Annotated in this window: 17 protein-coding genes and 1 tRNA gene; 10 read left to right on the top strand and 8 right to left on the bottom strand. The window is 73.7% G+C overall.

The annotated features are described in order from the left end of the window. Positions 1 to 15: 15 nt before the first annotated feature. Genes iolB through AMK11_RS17830 form a run of 3 tightly spaced genes read left to right on the top strand, consistent with a single transcriptional unit; the run spans position 16 to position 3,616 of the window. Positions 16 to 927: a 5-deoxy-glucuronate isomerase gene (iolB, locus tag AMK11_RS17840; protein ID WP_073728266.1), complete on the top strand. Its 912-nt coding sequence runs from the start codon at positions 16 to 18 to the stop codon at positions 925 to 927. Further along, a complete protein-coding gene (gene iolD, locus AMK11_RS17835; RefSeq protein ID WP_073728264.1) occupies positions 924 to 2,798 on the top strand; it encodes a 3D-(3,5/4)-trihydroxycyclohexane-1,2-dione acylhydrolase (decyclizing) in 1,875 nt (624 codons plus the stop codon). The genes iolB and iolD overlap by 4 nt, the downstream gene beginning before the upstream one ends. A 32-nt stretch (positions 2,799 to 2,830) precedes the next feature. Beyond that, positions 2,831 to 3,616 (top strand): GntR family transcriptional regulator, encoded by a 786-nt coding sequence (locus tag AMK11_RS17830; protein WP_073728262.1) that lies wholly within the window; start codon positions 2,831 to 2,833, stop codon positions 3,614 to 3,616. Here AMK11_RS17830 and AMK11_RS17825 read toward each other — a convergent pair. The 3 genes from AMK11_RS17825 to AMK11_RS17815 form a co-directional block, all read right to left on the bottom strand. Next, entirely contained in the window at positions 3,606 to 4,238 is a 633-nt protein-coding gene (locus tag AMK11_RS17825) for a class I SAM-dependent methyltransferase (protein WP_073728260.1), read from the bottom strand. The genes AMK11_RS17830 and AMK11_RS17825 overlap by 11 nt on opposite strands. A 15-nt stretch (positions 4,239 to 4,253) precedes the next feature. After that, positions 4,254 to 4,976 (bottom strand): NUDIX domain-containing protein, encoded by a 723-nt coding sequence (locus AMK11_RS17820; protein ID WP_073728258.1) that lies wholly within the window; start codon positions 4,974 to 4,976, stop codon positions 4,254 to 4,256. Positions 4,977 to 5,063: 87 nt separating this feature from the next. After that, a complete protein-coding gene (locus tag AMK11_RS17815; protein WP_073728256.1) occupies positions 5,064 to 5,621 on the bottom strand; it encodes a quercetin 2,3-dioxygenase in 558 nt (185 codons plus the stop codon). Positions 5,622 to 5,730: 109 nt separating this feature from the next. Between AMK11_RS17815 and AMK11_RS17810 the strand changes: the two genes are divergently transcribed. After that, entirely contained in the window at positions 5,731 to 6,174 is a 444-nt protein-coding gene (locus tag AMK11_RS17810; RefSeq protein ID WP_073728254.1) for a MarR family winged helix-turn-helix transcriptional regulator, read from the top strand. Positions 6,175 to 6,204: 30 nt separating this feature from the next. Here the strand turns inward: AMK11_RS17810 and AMK11_RS17805 are convergent, their stop codons facing one another. Next, a complete protein-coding gene (locus AMK11_RS17805) occupies positions 6,205 to 7,551 on the bottom strand; it encodes a sensor histidine kinase (RefSeq protein ID WP_073729016.1) in 1,347 nt (448 codons plus the stop codon). Between the two features lie 62 nt (positions 7,552 to 7,613). Next, positions 7,614 to 8,300, bottom strand: coding sequence for a response regulator transcription factor (locus tag AMK11_RS17800; protein ID WP_073728252.1), 687 nt, complete (start codon positions 8,298 to 8,300; stop codon positions 7,614 to 7,616). Between the two features lie 150 nt (positions 8,301 to 8,450). Between AMK11_RS17800 and AMK11_RS17795 the strand changes: the two genes are divergently transcribed. From AMK11_RS17795 to AMK11_RS17785, 3 genes are read left to right on the top strand one after another with little or no spacing between them, the layout of a single operon-like run. Beyond that, positions 8,451 to 9,578, top strand: coding sequence for a UDP-N-acetylglucosamine--N-acetylmuramyl-(pentapeptide) pyrophosphoryl-undecaprenol N-acetylglucosamine transferase (locus tag AMK11_RS17795; RefSeq protein WP_073729014.1), 1,128 nt, complete (start codon positions 8,451 to 8,453; stop codon positions 9,576 to 9,578). Further along, the gene (locus AMK11_RS17790; protein ID WP_073728250.1) at positions 9,575 to 10,591 is read left to right on the top strand and encodes an SDR family NAD(P)-dependent oxidoreductase; all 1,017 of its coding nucleotides are present in this window, start codon (positions 9,575 to 9,577) and stop codon (positions 10,589 to 10,591) included. Before AMK11_RS17795 ends, AMK11_RS17790 begins: the two co-directional genes overlap by 4 nt. A 58-nt stretch (positions 10,592 to 10,649) precedes the next feature. Beyond that, complete coding sequence (locus AMK11_RS17785; protein WP_073728248.1) at positions 10,650 to 11,078, top strand: ankyrin repeat domain-containing protein; 429 nt, start codon at positions 10,650 to 10,652, stop codon at positions 11,076 to 11,078. Positions 11,079 to 11,139: 61 nt separating this feature from the next. On the opposite strand, the gene AMK11_RS17780 is transcribed toward AMK11_RS17785, so the two are convergent. Beyond that, positions 11,140 to 11,213 (bottom strand) — tRNA-Pro (locus tag AMK11_RS17780). A 100-nt stretch (positions 11,214 to 11,313) separates the two neighbouring features. On the opposite strand from AMK11_RS17780, the gene AMK11_RS17775 reads away from it, so the two are divergent. The 3 genes from AMK11_RS17775 to AMK11_RS17765 all read left to right on the top strand — a co-directional run bounded on the left by AMK11_RS17775 (position 11,314) and on the right by AMK11_RS17765 (position 14,874). Continuing rightward, positions 11,314 to 11,868, top strand: coding sequence for a DUF309 domain-containing protein (locus AMK11_RS17775; RefSeq protein WP_073728246.1), 555 nt, complete (start codon positions 11,314 to 11,316; stop codon positions 11,866 to 11,868). Positions 11,869 to 11,940: 72 nt separating this feature from the next. Then, on the top strand, positions 11,941 to 12,714 hold the full coding sequence (gene cobF, locus AMK11_RS17770; RefSeq protein ID WP_073728244.1) for a precorrin-6A synthase (deacetylating): 774 nt from the start codon (positions 11,941 to 11,943) through the stop codon (positions 12,712 to 12,714). A gap of 87 nt (positions 12,715 to 12,801) precedes the next feature. Then, a complete protein-coding gene (locus tag AMK11_RS17765) occupies positions 12,802 to 14,874 on the top strand; it encodes an MDR family MFS transporter (protein WP_073728242.1) in 2,073 nt (690 codons plus the stop codon). A 23-nt stretch (positions 14,875 to 14,897) separates the two neighbouring features. Here AMK11_RS17765 and AMK11_RS17760 read toward each other — a convergent pair whose 3' ends face one another. After that, positions 14,898 to 15,665 (bottom strand): cobalt-precorrin-6A reductase, encoded by a 768-nt coding sequence (locus tag AMK11_RS17760; protein ID WP_073728240.1) that lies wholly within the window; start codon positions 15,663 to 15,665, stop codon positions 14,898 to 14,900. A gap of 44 nt (positions 15,666 to 15,709) precedes the next feature. Continuing rightward, positions 15,710 to 16,498 (bottom strand): sulfite exporter TauE/SafE family protein, encoded by a 789-nt coding sequence (locus AMK11_RS17755; RefSeq protein ID WP_073728238.1) that lies wholly within the window; start codon positions 16,496 to 16,498, stop codon positions 15,710 to 15,712. Between the last annotated feature and the right edge of the window lie 23 nt (positions 16,499 to 16,521).

Here is a 16,521-nt window from a genome sequence, read left to right as displayed (position 1 = left end):
AGAGGGGAAGAGGAGATGACGTACCACCTCCCGGCGGGCAACCACCTCCCGGCGGGCAAGGCGGCGGACGGTGGGCTGACCGTCGACGTGACGCCCGAGAAGGCCGGCTGGGGCCACTCGGCCCTGCGCGTGCTCGACCTGCCGCCCGGCGGCAGCCACTCCTTCGACAGCGGGGACAGCGAGTGGATCGTCCTCCCGCTCAGCGGCGCCTGCACGGTCGCCACGGCCGACGACTTCGGCCGGGAGACCTTCGAACTCACCGGCCGGGACAGCGTGTTCAGCGGCGTCAGCGACTTCGCGTACGTACCGCGTGACGCCCGTACGACCGTGACGACCGCCGGAGGGGGCCGGTTCGCCCTCACCGGCGCCCGCTGCACCCGCCGCCTGCCCGCCCGCTACGGACCGGCGTCGTCGGTGCCGGTGGAGCTGCGGGGCACCGGGAACTGCTCGCGGCAGGTCAACAACTTCGGTGCGGCCGGGGTGTTCGAGTGTGACAAGCTCATCGCGGTCGAGGTCGTCACCCCCGGCGGCAACTGGTCGTCCTTCCCGCCGCACAAGCACGACGAGCACCGTCCCGGCGAGGAGTCCGTGCTGGAGGAGATCTACTACTTCGAGTTCGCGGCCCACGACGGCACCCCCGGCCTCGGCTACCAGCGCGTCTCCTCCTCCGGGCACGGGCAGGGCACGGACGTGCTGGCCGAGGTGCGCGACGGAGACGTCGTGCTGATCCCCGACGGCTGGCACGGACCGTCGATGGCGGTCCCCGGCCACCACATGTACTACCTCAACGTCATGGCCGGCCCGGAGGCCGAACGCGCCTGGCTGATCTGCGACCACCCCGACCACGCCTGGATCCGCGACACCTGGCCGGACCAGCCCGTCGACCCCCGACTCCCCCTCTACACCGCACCGGAGAGGTCCGCATGAGCGCCGCCGCCACCCGCCGACTGACCACCGCTCAGGCCCTGGTGCGCTTCCTGGCCGCCCAGTACACCGAACGCGACGGCGTGCGGCGCCGCCTGATCGCCGGTACCTGGGGGATCTTCGGCCACGGCAACGTGGCCGGAATCGGCCAGGCCCTCGTCGAGTACGCCGACGTCATGCCGTACCACCAGGGCCGCAACGAACAGGCCATGGTGCACGCGGCCGTGGGCCACGCCCGGCACCTGAACCGCCTGTCCGCGCAGGCGGTGACGACGTCCATCGGACCCGGCGCCACCAACCTGGTCACCGGCGCCGCGCTCGCCACGATCAACCGCCTCCCGGTCCTCCTGCTCCCCGGCGACTACTTCGCCTCGCACGCCGCCGACCCGCTGCTCCAGCAGCTGGAGCACCCGGTCGAGGCCGACCTGTCGGTCAACGACACCCTGCGCCCCGTCTCCCGCTACTTCGACCGGATCACCCGCCCCGAGGCCCTCGTCGCCTCCGCGCTCCAGGCGGTGCGCGTGCTCACCGACCCGGCCGAGACCGGCGCCGTCACCCTCGCGCTCCCCCAGGACGTGCAGGCGGAGGCGTACGACTGGCCCGAGGAGTTCTTCGCCGACCGCGTCTGGCGGGTGCGGCGGCCGGCGCCCGACGCGGTGGAACTGGCCGAGGCGGTCCGGGCGGTCCGCGCCGCCGAACGCCCGCTGATCGTCGCGGGCGGCGGCGTCCACCACAGCGAGGCCGAGGAGGCGCTGCGGGCGCTGGTGGACGCCACCGGCATCCCGGTCGCCTCCACCCAGGCCGGCAAGGGCGCCCTGCGCCACGACCATCCGGCCGACCTCGGCGGCATCGGCCACACCGGCACCACCGTCGCCGACGACCTCGCCCGCACCGCCGACCTGGTGATCGGCGTCGGAACCCGCTACTCCGACTTCACCACCGCCTCCGGCACCCTCTTCCAGCACCCCGGCGTCCGCTTCCTCAACCTCAACATCACCGCCTTCGACGCCCACAAGCTCGCCGCCCGCACCCTGGTCTGCGACGCCCGGACCGGGCTCACCGCACTGACGGAGGGACTGACCGGCCACCGCGTGGACGCGGCGTACGAGTCCGGGTACCGCGAGGGCAGGTCCCGCTGGGAGGAGGTCGTACGGGCCGCCTACCGCGCCGACGACGACAGCGCCGTCCCCACCCAGACGCAGGTGCTGGGCGCGCTGGACGCGGTCGTCGGCGACGAGGACGTGGTGATCAACGCGGCCGGTTCGCTCCCCGGCGACCTGCACAAGCTGTGGCGGGCCCGCTCTCCGCGCCAGTACCACCTGGAGTACGGCTACTCCTGCATGGGCTACGAGATCCCGGCCGCGCTCGGCGTCCAGCAGGCCGCGCCGGGAACGCCGGTGTGGGCGCTGGTCGGCGACGGCACCTACCTGATGAACCCGACGGAGATCGTCACCGCCGTGCAGGAGAACCTGCCGGTGAAGATGGTCCTCGTGCAGAACCACGGCTACGCCTCGATCGGCGGTCTGTCCGAGTCGGTGGGTGCCGAGCGGTTCGGCACGGCGTACCGCCACCGGGTGGCCGACGGCTCCTTCACCGGCGCTCCCCTGCCCGTCGACCTCGCCGCCAACGCGGCCAGCCTCGGCATGGAGGTGCTGCGCGCCAAGACCGTACGGGAGCTGCGCGAGGCCCTGCGGACGGCACGCGCGTCGGACCGGCCGACGTGCGTCTACGTCGAGACCGACCCGACGCCGACCGCTCCCGCCGCCGAGGCCTGGTGGGACGTGCCGGTGGCCGAGGTGTCCGCCCGCGAGGCCGCCACCGGCGCACGCGCGCGGTACGAACGCGCGGTCGCCGACCGCCGCCGCCACCTCTGAGAGCCCGTCACCGACGCAAGGGAGGTACGTCCATGGCGAGAACCGGCGACCGGGCACGTGCCGTGACCGCCCCCGCGCTCAGCGGTCTGGACTTCGCCCTGGACCGGAGCAGTCCGGTGCCGCTGTACTACCAGCTCGCCCAGCAGCTGGAGGCGGCGATAGAGCACGGCGTCCTCGCCCCGGGCAACCTCCTGGGCAACGAGGTCGACCTCTCCGTCCGCCTCGGCCTGTCCCGGCCGACCGTCCGCCAGGCCATCCAGTCCCTGGTCGACAAGGGGCTGCTGGTCCGGCGGCGCGGGGTGGGCACGCAGGTGGTGCACAGTCAGGTCAAGCGCCCGCTGGAGCTGAGCAGTCTCTACGACGACCTGGAGGCGGCCGGACAGGGGCCCACCACGCGGGTGGTGCGCAACGAGACCGTCCCGGCCCCCGCCGACGTGGCCGCGGCCCTCGGTGTCGCGGCGGGCGGCGAGGTCACCGTCCTGGAACGGCTGCGCCTCACCCACGGCCAGCCCGTCGCGCTGCTGTGCAACTACCTGCCGCCGGGGCTGCTGGAGCTGGACGGTGCCCGGCTGGAGTCGACGGGCCTGTACCGGATGATGCGCGCGTCCGGCATCACCCTGCACAGCGCCCGCCAGACCGTCGGCGCCCGTACCGCCGCCCGCGAGGAGGCCGTGTGCCTCGACGAGAAGGAGGGCGCCGCCCTGCTGACCATGCGGCGCACGGCGTACGACGACACCGGCCGGCCGGTCGAGTACGGGACGCACGTCTACCGGGCGTCCCGGTACGCCTTCGACTTCCAGCTGCTGGTCAGGGGCTGACTGACCTGCGCGCCCAGAAGAGGGTGTGCCCGGTGTCGCCGCCCTCCGGCACGTACTCCTCGCGCTCGACGGTCAGTCCGGCCCGGGTGATCCACTCCCGGTAGCCGGCGGCGTCGGTGTGGCTCCACCACATCGGGGCGCCACCGCCGAGCCAGTCCTCGTCGGTGCCGGTCCAGGCACCGTGCCCGGTGGTGGCGACGAACCGGCCGCCCGGGCGCAGCCAGCGGGCGACCCGGCGCAGCAACGGCGGCTGTTCGACCAGCGGGAGGTGGATGAGCGCGTAGAAGCAGACCACCGCGTCGAAGGAGCCGGGTTCGAAGGCGACGTCCGTGACGTCGGCGCGGTGGAACTCGGCGCCGGGCACCCGCTCGCGCGCCCTGCGGATCTGCACCTCGCTGATGTCGACGCCGGTGACCGGGTGCCCGGCGTCGGTCAGGGTGCGGGCGACCGGCACACCGCTGCCGCAGCCGAGGTCGAGGACGGTGCCGCCGGCCGGGAGCAGCCGGCGGAGTTCGTCGAGCCAGGGCCGGTACTTGGTGTCACCTCCGAATGCCTCGTCGTAGCGCGCCGCGAGGGCGTCGTAGCCGCGCCGCACGATGTCCTTCGGGTCCGTGGTGTCCACGCCGGGTGACGGTAGTCACCGCAGGCGGGGCGGGCCATCGCTTTTCCCGGCCCCGCTGTCCCCGGTGTCCCGGCCGAGGCCGGCGAACGGGCCCTCCAGTGCCGCCCACTGGAGCAGCATGATGGTCTTCGCGTCGGCGATCTCGCCGGATCGGATCATCTCCAGGGCCCGGCGGAAGGGCAGTTCGAGGGTTTCGATGTCCTCGCCCTCCTCGTCGAGGCCGCCGCCCTCGTGGGTGCGGGTGGCGGGGCCGTAGGCGGCGGCGTAGAAGCTGACGCGCTCGGTGACCGAGCCGGGGCTCATGTAGACGTCGAAGACGTGCCGGACCTCGCCGACGGTGTGCCCGGTCTCCTCCACGACCTCGCGGCGTACGGCGACCTCGGGGTGCTCGTCCTCGTCGTCGAGGAGCCCGCCGGGGGTCTCGATCAGCATGCCGTCGGCGTGGCCGTTGACGTAGACGGGGAGACGGAACTGCCGGGTGAGGAGGACGGTTCCGCGTTCGGTGTCGTACAGCAGCACGGTGGCGCCGTTGCCGCGGTCGTGGGTCTCGCGTTCCTGGGTGCTCCAGGTGCCGTCGGCGCGCTGGAAGTCGAAGGTCGTGGTGCGTTCGACGTACCAGTGGCTGGAGAGCAGCCGTACGTCCGTGATCTTGACCCGGGGGTTGCCGGTCAGATCCTGGCCGGCCCGGTCGAGTCCGGTGCGGCCGCGGCGGTCCGGGGTGTCGATGCCGGCGGTCACGGGTGGCCGTCCAGGGGCACGGGGTGGGGCGAAGTGGTCATGTCCGCTTCTATCACGTGGCGTGGCGGGCACGGGTGTGCGGGGCTCTCACTGTGATGCCGTGCGCCACTGGTGGCCGGGCAGGAAGGTCACGTCGTACTCCTGGGGCACGGTGGCGAACTTGTGCGGCCCGGGTACGAACGGGCGCTGCGGCAGGCCGAGTTCTCCGGTGTCGGTGCCGAGGGTCTCGAAGAACCGCTCGAAGGTGCCGCCGGGACCCGCCGCGACGCCGACGATCTGGCTGTGGTGGCGCTCGATGCGGTAGGCGTGCGGGCAGTTCTTGGGTACGAAGCCGAAGTCGCCGGCGGTCAGGAGCCGCTCCTCCTGCTCGCCCTCCAGGTCCTCCACGAAGAGCCGGACGGCACCCTGGGTGACGAAGAAGACCTCGTAGGTGTCCGGGTGGGAGTGGGCCGGGATGATGTCGCCCTTGGGGCCTTCGCAGGTGAAGAAGTTGAAGGTGTTCTCGGTCTGCGGACCGCCCGCGTAGACGGTGATCAGGTCGCCGAAGAGGTGGGCGCGGTCGCCCAGGCCCTTCTCGATGAAGTAGGGCCTGCCCGGTTCGGCGGGGATGAGGGAGTGGGTGCGCCTGGCGAACTCGATGGTCATGGGAGCCTCCGACCGCAGGATTGTCAGCGTGCCTGACGTTCAACGAGTGTCAGGCTACCTGACGGTACGGGCTGCCCGTATGCTCGGGCGCCGGAAGATCCGAGGAGCCATGACCGAAGCCGTACCGAACATGCCGCTGCGACTGGCCGCGGCCAAGCGCTGGTTCGACGACGCCCTGACGGCCAGCATGCGGGCGGCCGGAGAGCAGCCGCTGAGCCCCGCGCAGGGCCAGGTGTTCGCGTTCCTGGACGCGGAGGGCACCACGGTCGCCGAGCTCGCCCGGCGTCTCGGCGTCACCCGCCAGACCGCCCACCAGGCCGTGCACGGCCTGCTCACCCTGGGGCTGCTGGAACAGGTCCCGGACCCCGCCTCGGCCCGCAGCCGCCTGATCCGCATCACCGCGGAGGGCGCCCGCGTCCACCGGCGGGCCCAGGAGACCCTCGCCGTCATCGAGGGCGTCCTGGCCGACCGCATCGGCGCCGCGCAGGCCACCGCCCTGCGCACCGCCCTGACCCTGCCGCGCGGGGAGCCGCCGGTGGTCCGGGCGCCGTAGGACGCCCCGATCACGTGTCGGCCCCCGGACTCACAGGGTCAGCCGGAACAGCGCCCCTCCACCGGTTGCCCGTTCGGCGGTGAGTCCCGCGCCGTGCGTGCGGGCGATCTGACGGGCCATCGCCAGCCCGAGTCCCGAACCGGGCAGTGCGCGGGCGGACGGCGCCCGGTAGAAGCGGTCGAAGATGTGCGGCAGGTCCTCGGCCGCGATGCCGGGACCGTGGTCGCGCACGGTCAGCTCCCGCTCGGTCAGCGCCACCTCGACCGTGCCGCCCGGCGGACTGAACTTGGCCGCGTTGTCCAGCAGGTTGCCGAGCAGCCGGGCCAGCCGCGCCGGGATGCCGGGGCGCAGCACGCCCGCCGCGCGGTCGGCGACCTCCAGGGTGAAGGTGAGGTGGGGCCAGCGCTCGCGGGCGGTGTCCACCGCGCGCCGGGTGAGGGCGGCCAGGTCGATCTGCTCCAGGAGCGGCTGCGGTTCCTCGTCCCGGGCCAGCTCGATCAGGTCGTTGACCAGGCCGGTGACGTCCTCCAGCTGCCGGACCAGAGCACCGGCCGCCCGCTCGCGCCGGTCCGGGGGCAGGCGGTCGGCGCGCGCGAGGAGTTCGGCGTTGGTGCGCAGGGCGGTCAGCGGGGTGCGCAGCTCGTGCGAGGCGTCGGCGATGAGGCGGCGCTGGGCGGTCACCGAGCGGTCCAGCTCGTCGAGCATGGTGTTGAAGGTCGTCGCCAGCCGCGTGGTCTCGTCGCCCCGGTGCCGGCCGCCCGGTGGGAGCTCGATGCGGTGGCGCGGATCGCGGGTGGCGGCCACCCGTTCCGCCGTGGCCGTGAGCCGGGTGACGGGGCGCAGTCCGGTGCGGGCGACCGCGTGACCGAGCAGTCCGGCGACGACCACGCCGGCCCCGCCGACGCCGATCAGCAGCCAGGCGGTCTGGCGCACACCGCGCTCGGCGACGTCGGAACGCAGGGCGACCTGGACGGCGGTGCCGTGGCCGAAGGTCGTGGTGAGCATGCGGGCGGGATGCCCGTCGACGGTGATGTCCCGGTAGTACGGCGCCCGGCGCCCGGCCGCGACCTCGCGGACCGCCGGGGACACGGGCAGGACGTACGGCTCCGGCGGGTCGTCGGCACGGTCGGGCGGGACCGTCTGGGCACAGGCCGGGGCGCCCAGGTAGCGGCATTCTCCGCGCAGGACGACCGGTTCGCCGTCCCGGTCCTCCCGTGCGACGAGGGTCGCCGACTGGGCGAGGCTCTGGTCGACCTGCTGGTAGAGCTTGTAGCGGAGGACGAAGAACGCGGCCGTGCACACGCCGACGGTGACGAGGACGACGGCGGCCGAGGCCGCCAGCGCCAGCCGGGAGCGCAGCCGGCGAGGGCGCGGCATGATGCCGTGCCACCACCGGCGCAACGGCGGGGCGGTGCCGGTGGCGGCCGGGTCCGGCCGGTTCATGCCGTGCCCAGGCGGTAACCCACCCCGTGCACCGTGTGCACCAGGCGCGGTTCGCCCTCCGCCTCCAGTTTGCGGCGCAGATAGCCCACGTAGACCGCCAGCGAGTTGGAGCCGGGCCCGAAGTCGCGTCCCCAGACCCGTTCGAAGAGCGTCTCCCGTGTGAGCACCTGCCCGGGGTTGCGCAACAGCTCCTCCAGCAGCGTGAACTCGGTCCGGCTGAACTCGATGGCCCGGTCCCCGCGCCGCCCGGTGCGCGTCGCCGGGTCCACCACCAGGTCGGCGTAGGACAGCCGGCCGCCCGGCTCCGGCGCGCCGGTGTCCGCCCGGCGCAGCAGGGCCCGCACCCGCGCGGTCAGCTCGTCCAGCGCGAAGGGTTTGACGAGGTAGTCGTCGGCCCCGGCGTCCAGTCCGTCGACGCGTTCGCTGACCGAGTCCAGCGCGGTCAGCACCAGCACCGGCGTACGGTCGCCGACGGCGCGCAACTGGCGGCAGAACCCCAGCCCGTCCAGCACCGGCATCATCACGTCGACGACGACGGCGTCCGGCTGCCAGGCGGCCAGCTCGGACAGGGCCGCCAGGCCGTCGGCGGCGCCCCGCACCGCGTAGCCCTCGACGGCGAGACCGTCCTCGACCGCGGCCCGCACCTCGGGTTCGTCGTCGACCACCAGGATTCGTTTCAGCACGCGCCCAGCCTGTCAAAGGAGCGTCTTAAAACCTTCTTAGGGCGGCTTGTGACCGTGGCGGCCATGTTCGGACCTTCCCACTCGTCCTCCGGCCCGCCGGCCCCCGTGCCGCTCGCCGGACCTCCCGCTCCCCCGTCCCGGCTCTCCGTGGTGATCGGCGCGGGCGGCACCGGCGGGCACATCTACCCCGGTCTCGCCCTCGCCGACGCCCTGCGCCGCGCCGTACCGGCGGCGGAGATCTCCTTCGTCGGCACCACGCGGGGTCTGGAGAGCCGGCTGATCCCGCAGGCCGGGTACCGGCTGCACACCGTCGACATGATCCCCTTCGACCCGTCCCTGGGCGCCAGGCGCTACCTGCTGCCCTCGGCGCTCGTGCGGTCCGCCGGGCAGTGCCGGTCGATCCTGCGCGAGCAGCGGGCCCAGGTGGCGGTCGGCATGGGCGGCTACCCGAGCGCCCCGGTGATCCTCGGGGCCCGCTGGGCGGGGCTGCCCAGCCTCATCCACGAGTCCAACGCCGTCCCCGGCCGCGCCAACCGCTTCGCCGCCCGGCTCACCCCGCACGTCACGGTCGCCTTCGACCGGTCCCGCGCGGGCCTCGCCGGCGGGGAGCGCGCCCGCCTCGTCGGCATGCCCATCGCGGCTGCCCTCGCCGGTCTGGACCGGGCGGGCCGGCGACACGAGGCCCGGCACGCGCTGGGCGTACCGGACGGTGCCCGGCTGATCGTCGTCAACGGCGGCAGCCTCGGCGCCGCCCGGCTCACCGAGGCGGCGACGGAGCTGGCCCGGCACTGGCGGCGGCGCACCGACGTGCACCTGCTGATCAAGACCGGGCCGGACGCCCTGGAGGAGGCGCGGTTCCGGCTCGCGGGCAGTCCGGTGGCCCACGTGGTGCCCTACCTGGACCGCATGGACCAGGTGTACGCCGCCGCCGACCTGGTGATCTGCCGCGCCGGCTCGGCGACCGTCGCCGAGCTCGCCAGCACCGGCGTGCCCGCGGTGCTCGTGCCCTACCCGCACGCCCCCGGCGACCACCAGACCCACAACGCCCGCGTGCTGACCGACGTCGGGGCCGGTCTCCTGCTCCCCGACGCCGAGACCTCCGCGGCGCGGCTCGCCGAGCTGATCGACCCGCTGCTGGCCGACCCCGCGCGGCTGGCCGCCATGGAGTCGGCCGCCGCCCCCGGCCCGCACGCGCACGCCGCCGACCTGCTCGCCGCCGAGGTACTGCACCTCGCCGGCCACCCCCTGCCCACCCACTTCCTGGAGCACACCCCGTGAACAACGCCGCCACCACCGCCCGCACCGCCGACTGGGCCGGACGCGGGGTCCTGGTCACCGGAGCCGAGGGTTTCATCGGCTCGGCACTCGTCGAACTGCTCGTCGCCCAGGGCGCCCGGGTCAGGGCGTTCACCCACTACAAGCCGTACGCCGAGAAGGGCCACCTCGCCCACCTGCTGAACCACCCCCTGGTCGAGGCGTTCACCGGCGACGTCCGCGACGCGGGCCGGGTGACGGACGCCGTGGAGGGCTGCGACACGGTCTTCCACCTCGCCGCGCTCATCGGCATCCCGTACAGCTACGACTCCCCGGGCGCCTACGTGCAGACGAACGTCGTCGGCACCGAGAACGTCGCCGAAGCCTGCCGGCGCCACCGGGTGCGGCGGCTGGTGCACACCTCCACCAGCGAGGTGTACGGCACGGCCCGCACGGCGCCCATCGCCGAGAGCCACCCGCTCCAGCCCCAGTCGCCGTACTCCGCGTCCAAGATCGGCGCCGACATGATGGCGCTGTCCCACTGGCACGCCTTCGAACTGCCGGTGACGGTGGTGCGCCCCTTCAACACCTACGGCCCCCGGCAGTCCGCCCGCGCGGTGATCCCGGCGATCCTCGCCCAGCTCCACTCCGGCGCCCGCACGATCAAACTCGGCTCGCTCACCCCGACCCGCGACTTCACCTACGTCACCGACACCGCGCGGGGCTTCCTGGCCATGGCCGACTGCGACCGGGCCCTCGGACAGGTGGTCAACCTCGGCTCGGGCCGGGAGATATCCATCGGCGACCTGGCGCAGGCCCTCACCGTCGCCTCCGGGAGCGACGCCGAGATCGTCGTGGACCCGGCCCGGCTGCGGCCCGGCGGCAGCGAGGTACAGCGGCTCCTGTCCGACAACTCCCGGGCCCGTGAGTGGGCGGGCTGGGAGCCGCGGGTCGGCCTGGCGGACGGACTGCGCCGGACGTCGGACTGGGTGAAGGAGAACCTGCACCTGTTCGCCGCGGAGCGCTACCAGGTCTGAGCCGGCGGGGCGGTGGTGCGGCGGGCTCACTACCGGACAGGCCCTAGGCTCGACGCCCGTGAACAGACGACGGAGGAAGAAGTTGTCGGAGCGGCTCGTCACGGCCGTGCTGGTCGGCGACCCCGCCCAGGTGCGCGTGCTGCTGCGTTCGGGGGCGCCCGCGGAGACGGCCGACTCCGCCGGCACCACGCCGCTGTACCAGGCGTCCGTGAACGGGGCCGCCGACATGGTCCGCGTGCTGCTGGCGGCCGGGGCCTCGCCCGACACGGAGAGCGGGACCGGCTCCGAGGGCACACCGTTGTGCGGGGCGGCCTGCTGGGGACATACCGAGGCCGTCCGCGCCCTCCTGGAAGCCGGCGCCGACCCGAACCTCAGGGAGGACCACGGCACGGGCTGGTCCCCGCTGGACTGGGCGAGGCACGGGTCGCACGGCGAGGCCGCCGGCCTCCTGGTCGCCGCCGGGGGCCGACCACGGCCACAGCCATAGGACACAGCGAAGGGGCCTTCGCGGGCGGTCGGCCCGCGAAGGCCCCTTCGTCACGTCACCGTCGGGACGACAGGATTTGAACCTGCGACCCCTTGACCCCCAGTCAAGTGCGCTACCAAGCTGCGCCACGTCCCGGTGTGCTCACGCGCGGTGCGCCGCGCGATCACGCGGACAGCACTTTACCTCACCTGCCGGGCCACGCCCAAGCGGGCACCGGCGAGGGACAATCGGGCCCATGGACAGCCCTGCCGACACCCCCATGGACAGCGCGACGACGGACCGTACGGCCTCCGGCCGGCCGGTGGAGGCGCGGGACCGCGACGACGAGGGGCGGGCACGCAACGCCAGGCCCCGGGACGGGCTCGGCCGCCCGCTGCCGTACGGCACGGACGGTGTCCCCCGCCAGCCGGAGGGGGTCGTGCGGGAGCCGCAGGAGACGGTGGCCGAGGCGCAGCGGCTGCTGGACGAGGGGAAGCCGTTCCACGCGCACGAGGTCTTCGAGGACGCCTGGAAGTCGGGGCCCGAGGAGGAGCGGGAGCTGTGGCGGGGGATGGCCCAGCTGGCCGTCGGGCTCACCCACGCGGCCCGCGGCAATGTGACGGGCGGCGCCAGGCTGCTGCGGCGCGGCGCCGGGGCCGTGACGGACTGGGCGGGGTCGGGGGCCGGGCGGGAGCGGCCGTACGGGATGGATCTGCGCGGGGTCGCCGCGTGGGCCCGCGCGCTGGCGGGCGAGGTGGAGGGCGGCGCGTCCGTGGACGCGGGGGCGCGGGCGCCGCGGCTGCGGGGCTGAGGGAGCCACGGCGGTGCGGCCGAGGGGCGGCCCGGCGGGGGCGTTGTCAGTGGCGTGCGGCAGACTCGTGGCGTGCGGACAATTCATGTGATCGGTATCGGCGCGGGCGACCCCGACCAGCTCACCCTGCAGGCGGTCAGGGCGCTGCGCGGCACGGACGTGTTCTTCGTCCTGGACAAGGGCGAGGTGAAGGCCGACCTGGTGCGGCTGCGCCGGGACATGCTGGAGACGCACGTACCGGAGGGGACGTACCGGATCGTCGAGGCGCGCGACCCCGAGCGGGACCGGCGCGCCGGCGGCTCGGACTACTCCCCCGCCGTCGGTGACTGGCGCAGTGCCCGCGCCGGCATCTACGAGCGCATGATCGCCGAGGAGCTGGGCGAGGACGAGAGCGGAGCCTTCCTGGTGTGGGGCGACCCCGCGCTGTACGACAGCACGCTGGGCATCCTGGAGGAGATCCTGGAGCGCGGCACGGTGGCGTTCGAGTACGACGTCGTGCCGGGCGTCAGCAGCGTCTCCTCGCTCGTCGCCCGGCACCGCACCGGGCTGAACCGGGTGGCGCGGCCGGTGCAGATCACCACCGGGCGGCGGCTCGCGGAGGGCTTCCCGGAGGGGGTGGACGACGTCGTGGTGATGCTCGACGCCCACCAGGTCTTCCGGCAGTACGCGGACCAGGACATCCACATCTACTGGGGCGCCTACATAGGCACCCCGGACGAGATCCTCGCCTCCGGCCCGATCGCCGAGGCCGCGCCCCGCATCGAGCGGCTGCGCGCCGAGGCCCGGGAGCGCAAGGGCTGGATCATGGACACCTATCTGCTGCGGCGCAACCCCGGCGACGGCTGACCGGGCGGGGCGCGGCCCGGCCGGCGACCGTACCCGGGCGGACCGCCCCCGCATGCGTGGCCCGTGCACCGGTGTGATCGTGACCGTGTGACAGTCGCCGAGGAAGCACCCCGGACCGCGGCCGCCCAGCCGCCCGTGCTGGACAAGCGCCGCCGCAACGTCGTCTTCGTCACGATCATGCTGGGCATGCTGCTCGCGGCCCTGGACCAGACGATCGTGGGCACCGCCCTGCCGACGATCGTGTCGGACCTCGGCGGCGGCGAGCACATGTCGTGGGTGGTGACCTCGTACCTGCTGGCGGAGACCGTGGCGACGGTGCTGGTCGGCAAGTTCGGCGACATGTTCGGCCGCAAGGTCGTCTTCCAGGTGTCGGCGGTCGTCTTCATCACGGGTTCGTTCCTGTGCGGACTGGCCACGAGCATGCCGCTGCTGATCATCTGGCGGGCGATGCAGGGCGTCGGCGCGGGCGGTCTGATGGTCACGTCGATGGCACTGATCGCGGACGTCATCCCCCTGCGGGAGCGCGGCAAGTACCAGGGCGCCATCGGCGCGGTGTTCGGGGTGGCGACGGTCATCGGGCCGCTGCTGGGCGGGCTGTTCACCGACCACCTCTCCTGGCGCTGGGCGTTCTACGTCAACGTGCCCATCGCGATCGTCGTCGTCATCGCGGCCGCCCGCACCATCCCGGTGGTGAAGTCGGCCGCCCGGCCCGTCATCGACTACCTGGGCATCGCCCTGGTGGCGGTGGGCGCGAGCGCGCTGATCCTGGCGACCAGCTGGGGCGGCAACGAGTACGCGTGGGGCTCGGCGGTCATCGTCGGTCTGTTCGCGGGCGGGCTGATCGCGCTGGGCCTGTTCTGCTGGGTGGAGACCCGCGCGGCCGAGCCGATGCTGCCGATGCGGCTGTTCTCCAACCCGGTGTTCACGGTCTGCTCGATCCTCAGCTTCATCGTCGGCTTCGCGATGCTCGGCGCGCTGACCTACCTGCCGACCTATCTGCAGTACGTCGACGGCGACTCGGCCACCGTCTCGGGCGTGCGGACGCTGCCGATGGTGGCCGGTCTGCTGATCGCCTCGGTCTTCAGCGGCAGCGTGGTCAGCAGGACCGGGCGTTACCGGGTGTTCCCGATCGTGGGCACGCTGGTGATGGGCGTCGGCCTGTACCTGATGTCCCTGATGGGGCCGTCCACGGGCGCGTGGCTGGAGTCGCTGTACATGTTCGTGCTGGGCACCGGCATCGGCCTGTCCATGCAGGTGCTGACCATCGCCGTGCAGAACACCGTCGACTACGCCGACCTCGGCACCGCGACCTCCGGCGTCACCTTCTTCCGCACGCTGGGCAGTTCCTTCGGCACGGCCGTCTTCGGCACGATCTACGCCAACGCCCTCACCCCCAACCTGCGCGACGGCGTCGCGGCCGCCGCGGGCACGGGCGCCGCCGATCCGGCCGTGATCGGCAGGGCGGCGACCAGTCCCGAGGGTGTGCACCGGCTGCCGCCCGAGGCGTCGGCGCCGATCGTGGGCGCGTACGCGGACACCATCCAGACCGTGTTCCTGTGGACGGTGCCAGTGGCGGCGCTCGGCCTGGTCGTCGCGCTGTTCCTCAAGCAGGTGCAGTTGCGCGACAGCGCCCGGCTGGGCTCCACCGACATGGGCGAGGGGTTCGCCTCGCCGCACGACGCCGACAGCAGGCGGGCGCTGGAAGCCTCCGTCGGCAAGATCATCGGCAGTACCGAGCTGGACACGGCCCGGCGGATCATCGCGGACAGCGACACCCGGCTCGATGTCGCCGGGGCGTGGGCCGTGATGCAGGTCGAGCTGTTCACACGGCTGGTCGGGCACGCCAGCCTGGGGCTGATCGCGGCTCGCCGCCGGGTGCCGCCCGAGGTTTTGCTGCCGGTCTTCGACCGGATGGTGGAGGAGGGTTTCCTGACCCGTCACGGCTCCCTGCTCTCGCACACCGAGGCGGGCGCCCGCGAGGCCCTGGTCATCGGCCGGGCCTGGGCCGCCTGGCTGGAGGACCGGCTGGAGCAGGACGTCGGCCGGCCCACCGACGCGGACCTGCGGGCCGCGGTCGACTCCATTGCCAAACGGCTGCTGGTCGAGGACCTGAGCAGCGGCCTGCCGGAGCGGGTGCGGCAGCCTGCGGCGGCCCGCTGAGGGGGGCGGAGCGCGCCGCCCGGTCACGGCCCGGTGAGGCCCAGCCCTTCCAGCCGCTCCAGCACCGCCCGGACGTCGGGCTCCGCGCACACGCCGTCCGGCAGCGGGGGTCTGCGGACCACGACCACCGGCAGGGCGAGGTCCCGGGCCGCCGTCAGCTTGGCCGCGGTGGCCGCTCCCCCGCTGTCCTTGGTGACCAGTACGTCGATGCGGTGCTCGCGCAGGAGGGCCGTCTCGTCGGCCACCGTGAAGGGGCCGCGGGCGGTCAGGACGCGGATGTCCGGCGGCCGGGGCGGCTCGGGGGGCTCCACCGAGCGGACGAGGAAGTGGAGGGCGGACAGGTGCGCGAAGGCGGCGAGGCCCAGGCGGCCGGTGGTGAGGAAGACGCGGTCGCCGAGGTCCGGCAGCAGATCGGCGGCCTCGGTGAGGGAGGCGGCCGGGTGCCAGTCGTCGCCGGGGCCCGCCTGCCAGCCCGGGCGGCGCAGGAAGACGGCGGGGGTGCCGGTGGCCGCCGCGGCCTGTGCGGCGTTCGACGTCATGCGGCCGGCGAAGGGGTGGGTCGCGTCGACGAGGGCGTCCACCCGCCGCTCCCGCAGCCAGTCGGCCAGTCCCTCGGGGCCGCCGAAGCCACCGGTCCGCACCTCCCCGGCGAGGGTGCCCGGGCGGGTCACCCGTCCGGCGAGGGAGGTGGTGACGCGGACGCCCGGCCGGGCCGCCAGGTCGGCGGCCAGGCGGCGGGCCTCGGTGGTGCCGCCGAGGATCAGCACGTGCGGGGACGGAGGACGGGACATGGGCCGAGAGTACGGCCCCTGGACCGGGCCGGGACCGCGGGTCCTCAGGGCAGCAGCAGTTCCAGGCCGCCCACCACCGTCGCCGCGATGACCAGACGCTCGAACAACCGTTGATTGATGTGGTTGACAGCCCATTTGCCGATGAACGCGCCGGGCACCACGAACACCACGAGCGCGGCGTCGAGGAACAGCGAGCGGCCGTCGATCAGGCCGAGTCCCGCGCTGAAGGGCAGCTTGGACACGTTGACGATCAGGAAGAAGAAGGCCGACGTGCCCAGGAAGCCGAGCTTGCGGAAGCCCGCCGAAAGGAGATACATCGACATCACCGGGCCGCCCGCGTTGGCGACCATGGTGGTGAAGCCGCCCAGGACGCCGTACGAACGGGCCTTGACGCGCCCGGCCGGTGAGGCACCCCCGTCGGGCTCACCCGGGTCGGACTGCCTGGCCGCTTCGGCCTGCCGCCGCCGCCACACCGTCACCCCGGCCATCACCAGCAGGATCACGCCGATCGACGTCCTGACCGCCGCGTCGTCGGCCCACACCAGGAACACGGTGCCCACGACCACGCCGGCCCCCACCGCCGGGAACAGCCGCCACAGCGTGGGCCAGTGCGCGTGGCGCCGGTAGGTGAGGACGGCGAGGATGTCGCCGGCGATGAGCACCGGCAGCAGGATGCCGGTGGAGGCGCGCGCCGGCAGGACCGCCGCGAAGATCGCGAGGCTGACCGTGTTGGCGCCGCTCACGGCGGTCTTCGAGAAGCCCACGAGGAAGGCGGCGAAGGCGAGGGCGGCGAATTCCCAGCCGGTGAGGTGCCAGAGCGTCATGGTGTCCATTGCGGGCACCGATGCTATGCGCA

The sequence above is a fragment of the Streptomyces sp. CB02414 genome, assembly GCF_001905385.1.
In the GTDB taxonomy this organism is placed as follows: domain Bacteria; phylum Actinomycetota; class Actinomycetes; order Streptomycetales; family Streptomycetaceae; genus Streptomyces.
This window is presented reverse-complemented; position numbering and strand designations above follow the sequence as displayed.

Coding starts and splice junctions, on each gene's coding strand:
- AMK11_RS17830 (WP_073728262.1), top strand. CDS start 2,831: ATGGCGAGAACCGGCGACCGGGCACGTGCCGTGACCGCCCCCGCGCTC.
- AMK11_RS17810 (WP_073728254.1), top strand. CDS start 5,731: ATGACCGAAGCCGTACCGAACATGCCGCTGCGACTGGCCGCGGCCAAG.
- AMK11_RS17775 (WP_073728246.1), top strand. CDS start 11,314: ATGGACAGCCCTGCCGACACCCCCATGGACAGCGCGACGACGGACCGT.
- AMK11_RS17805 (WP_073729016.1), bottom strand. CDS start 7,551: ATGCCGCGCCCTCGCCGGCTGCGCTCCCGGCTGGCGCTGGCGGCCTCG.
- iolB (WP_073728266.1), top strand. CDS start 16: ATGACGTACCACCTCCCGGCGGGCAACCACCTCCCGGCGGGCAAGGCG.
- iolD (WP_073728264.1), top strand. CDS start 924: ATGAGCGCCGCCGCCACCCGCCGACTGACCACCGCTCAGGCCCTGGTG.
- AMK11_RS17755 (WP_073728238.1), bottom strand. CDS start 16,498: ATGGACACCATGACGCTCTGGCACCTCACCGGCTGGGAATTCGCCGCC.
- AMK11_RS17760 (WP_073728240.1), bottom strand. CDS start 15,665: ATGTCCCGTCCTCCGTCCCCGCACGTGCTGATCCTCGGCGGCACCACC.
- AMK11_RS17815 (WP_073728256.1), bottom strand. CDS start 5,621: ATGACCATCGAGTTCGCCAGGCGCACCCACTCCCTCATCCCCGCCGAA.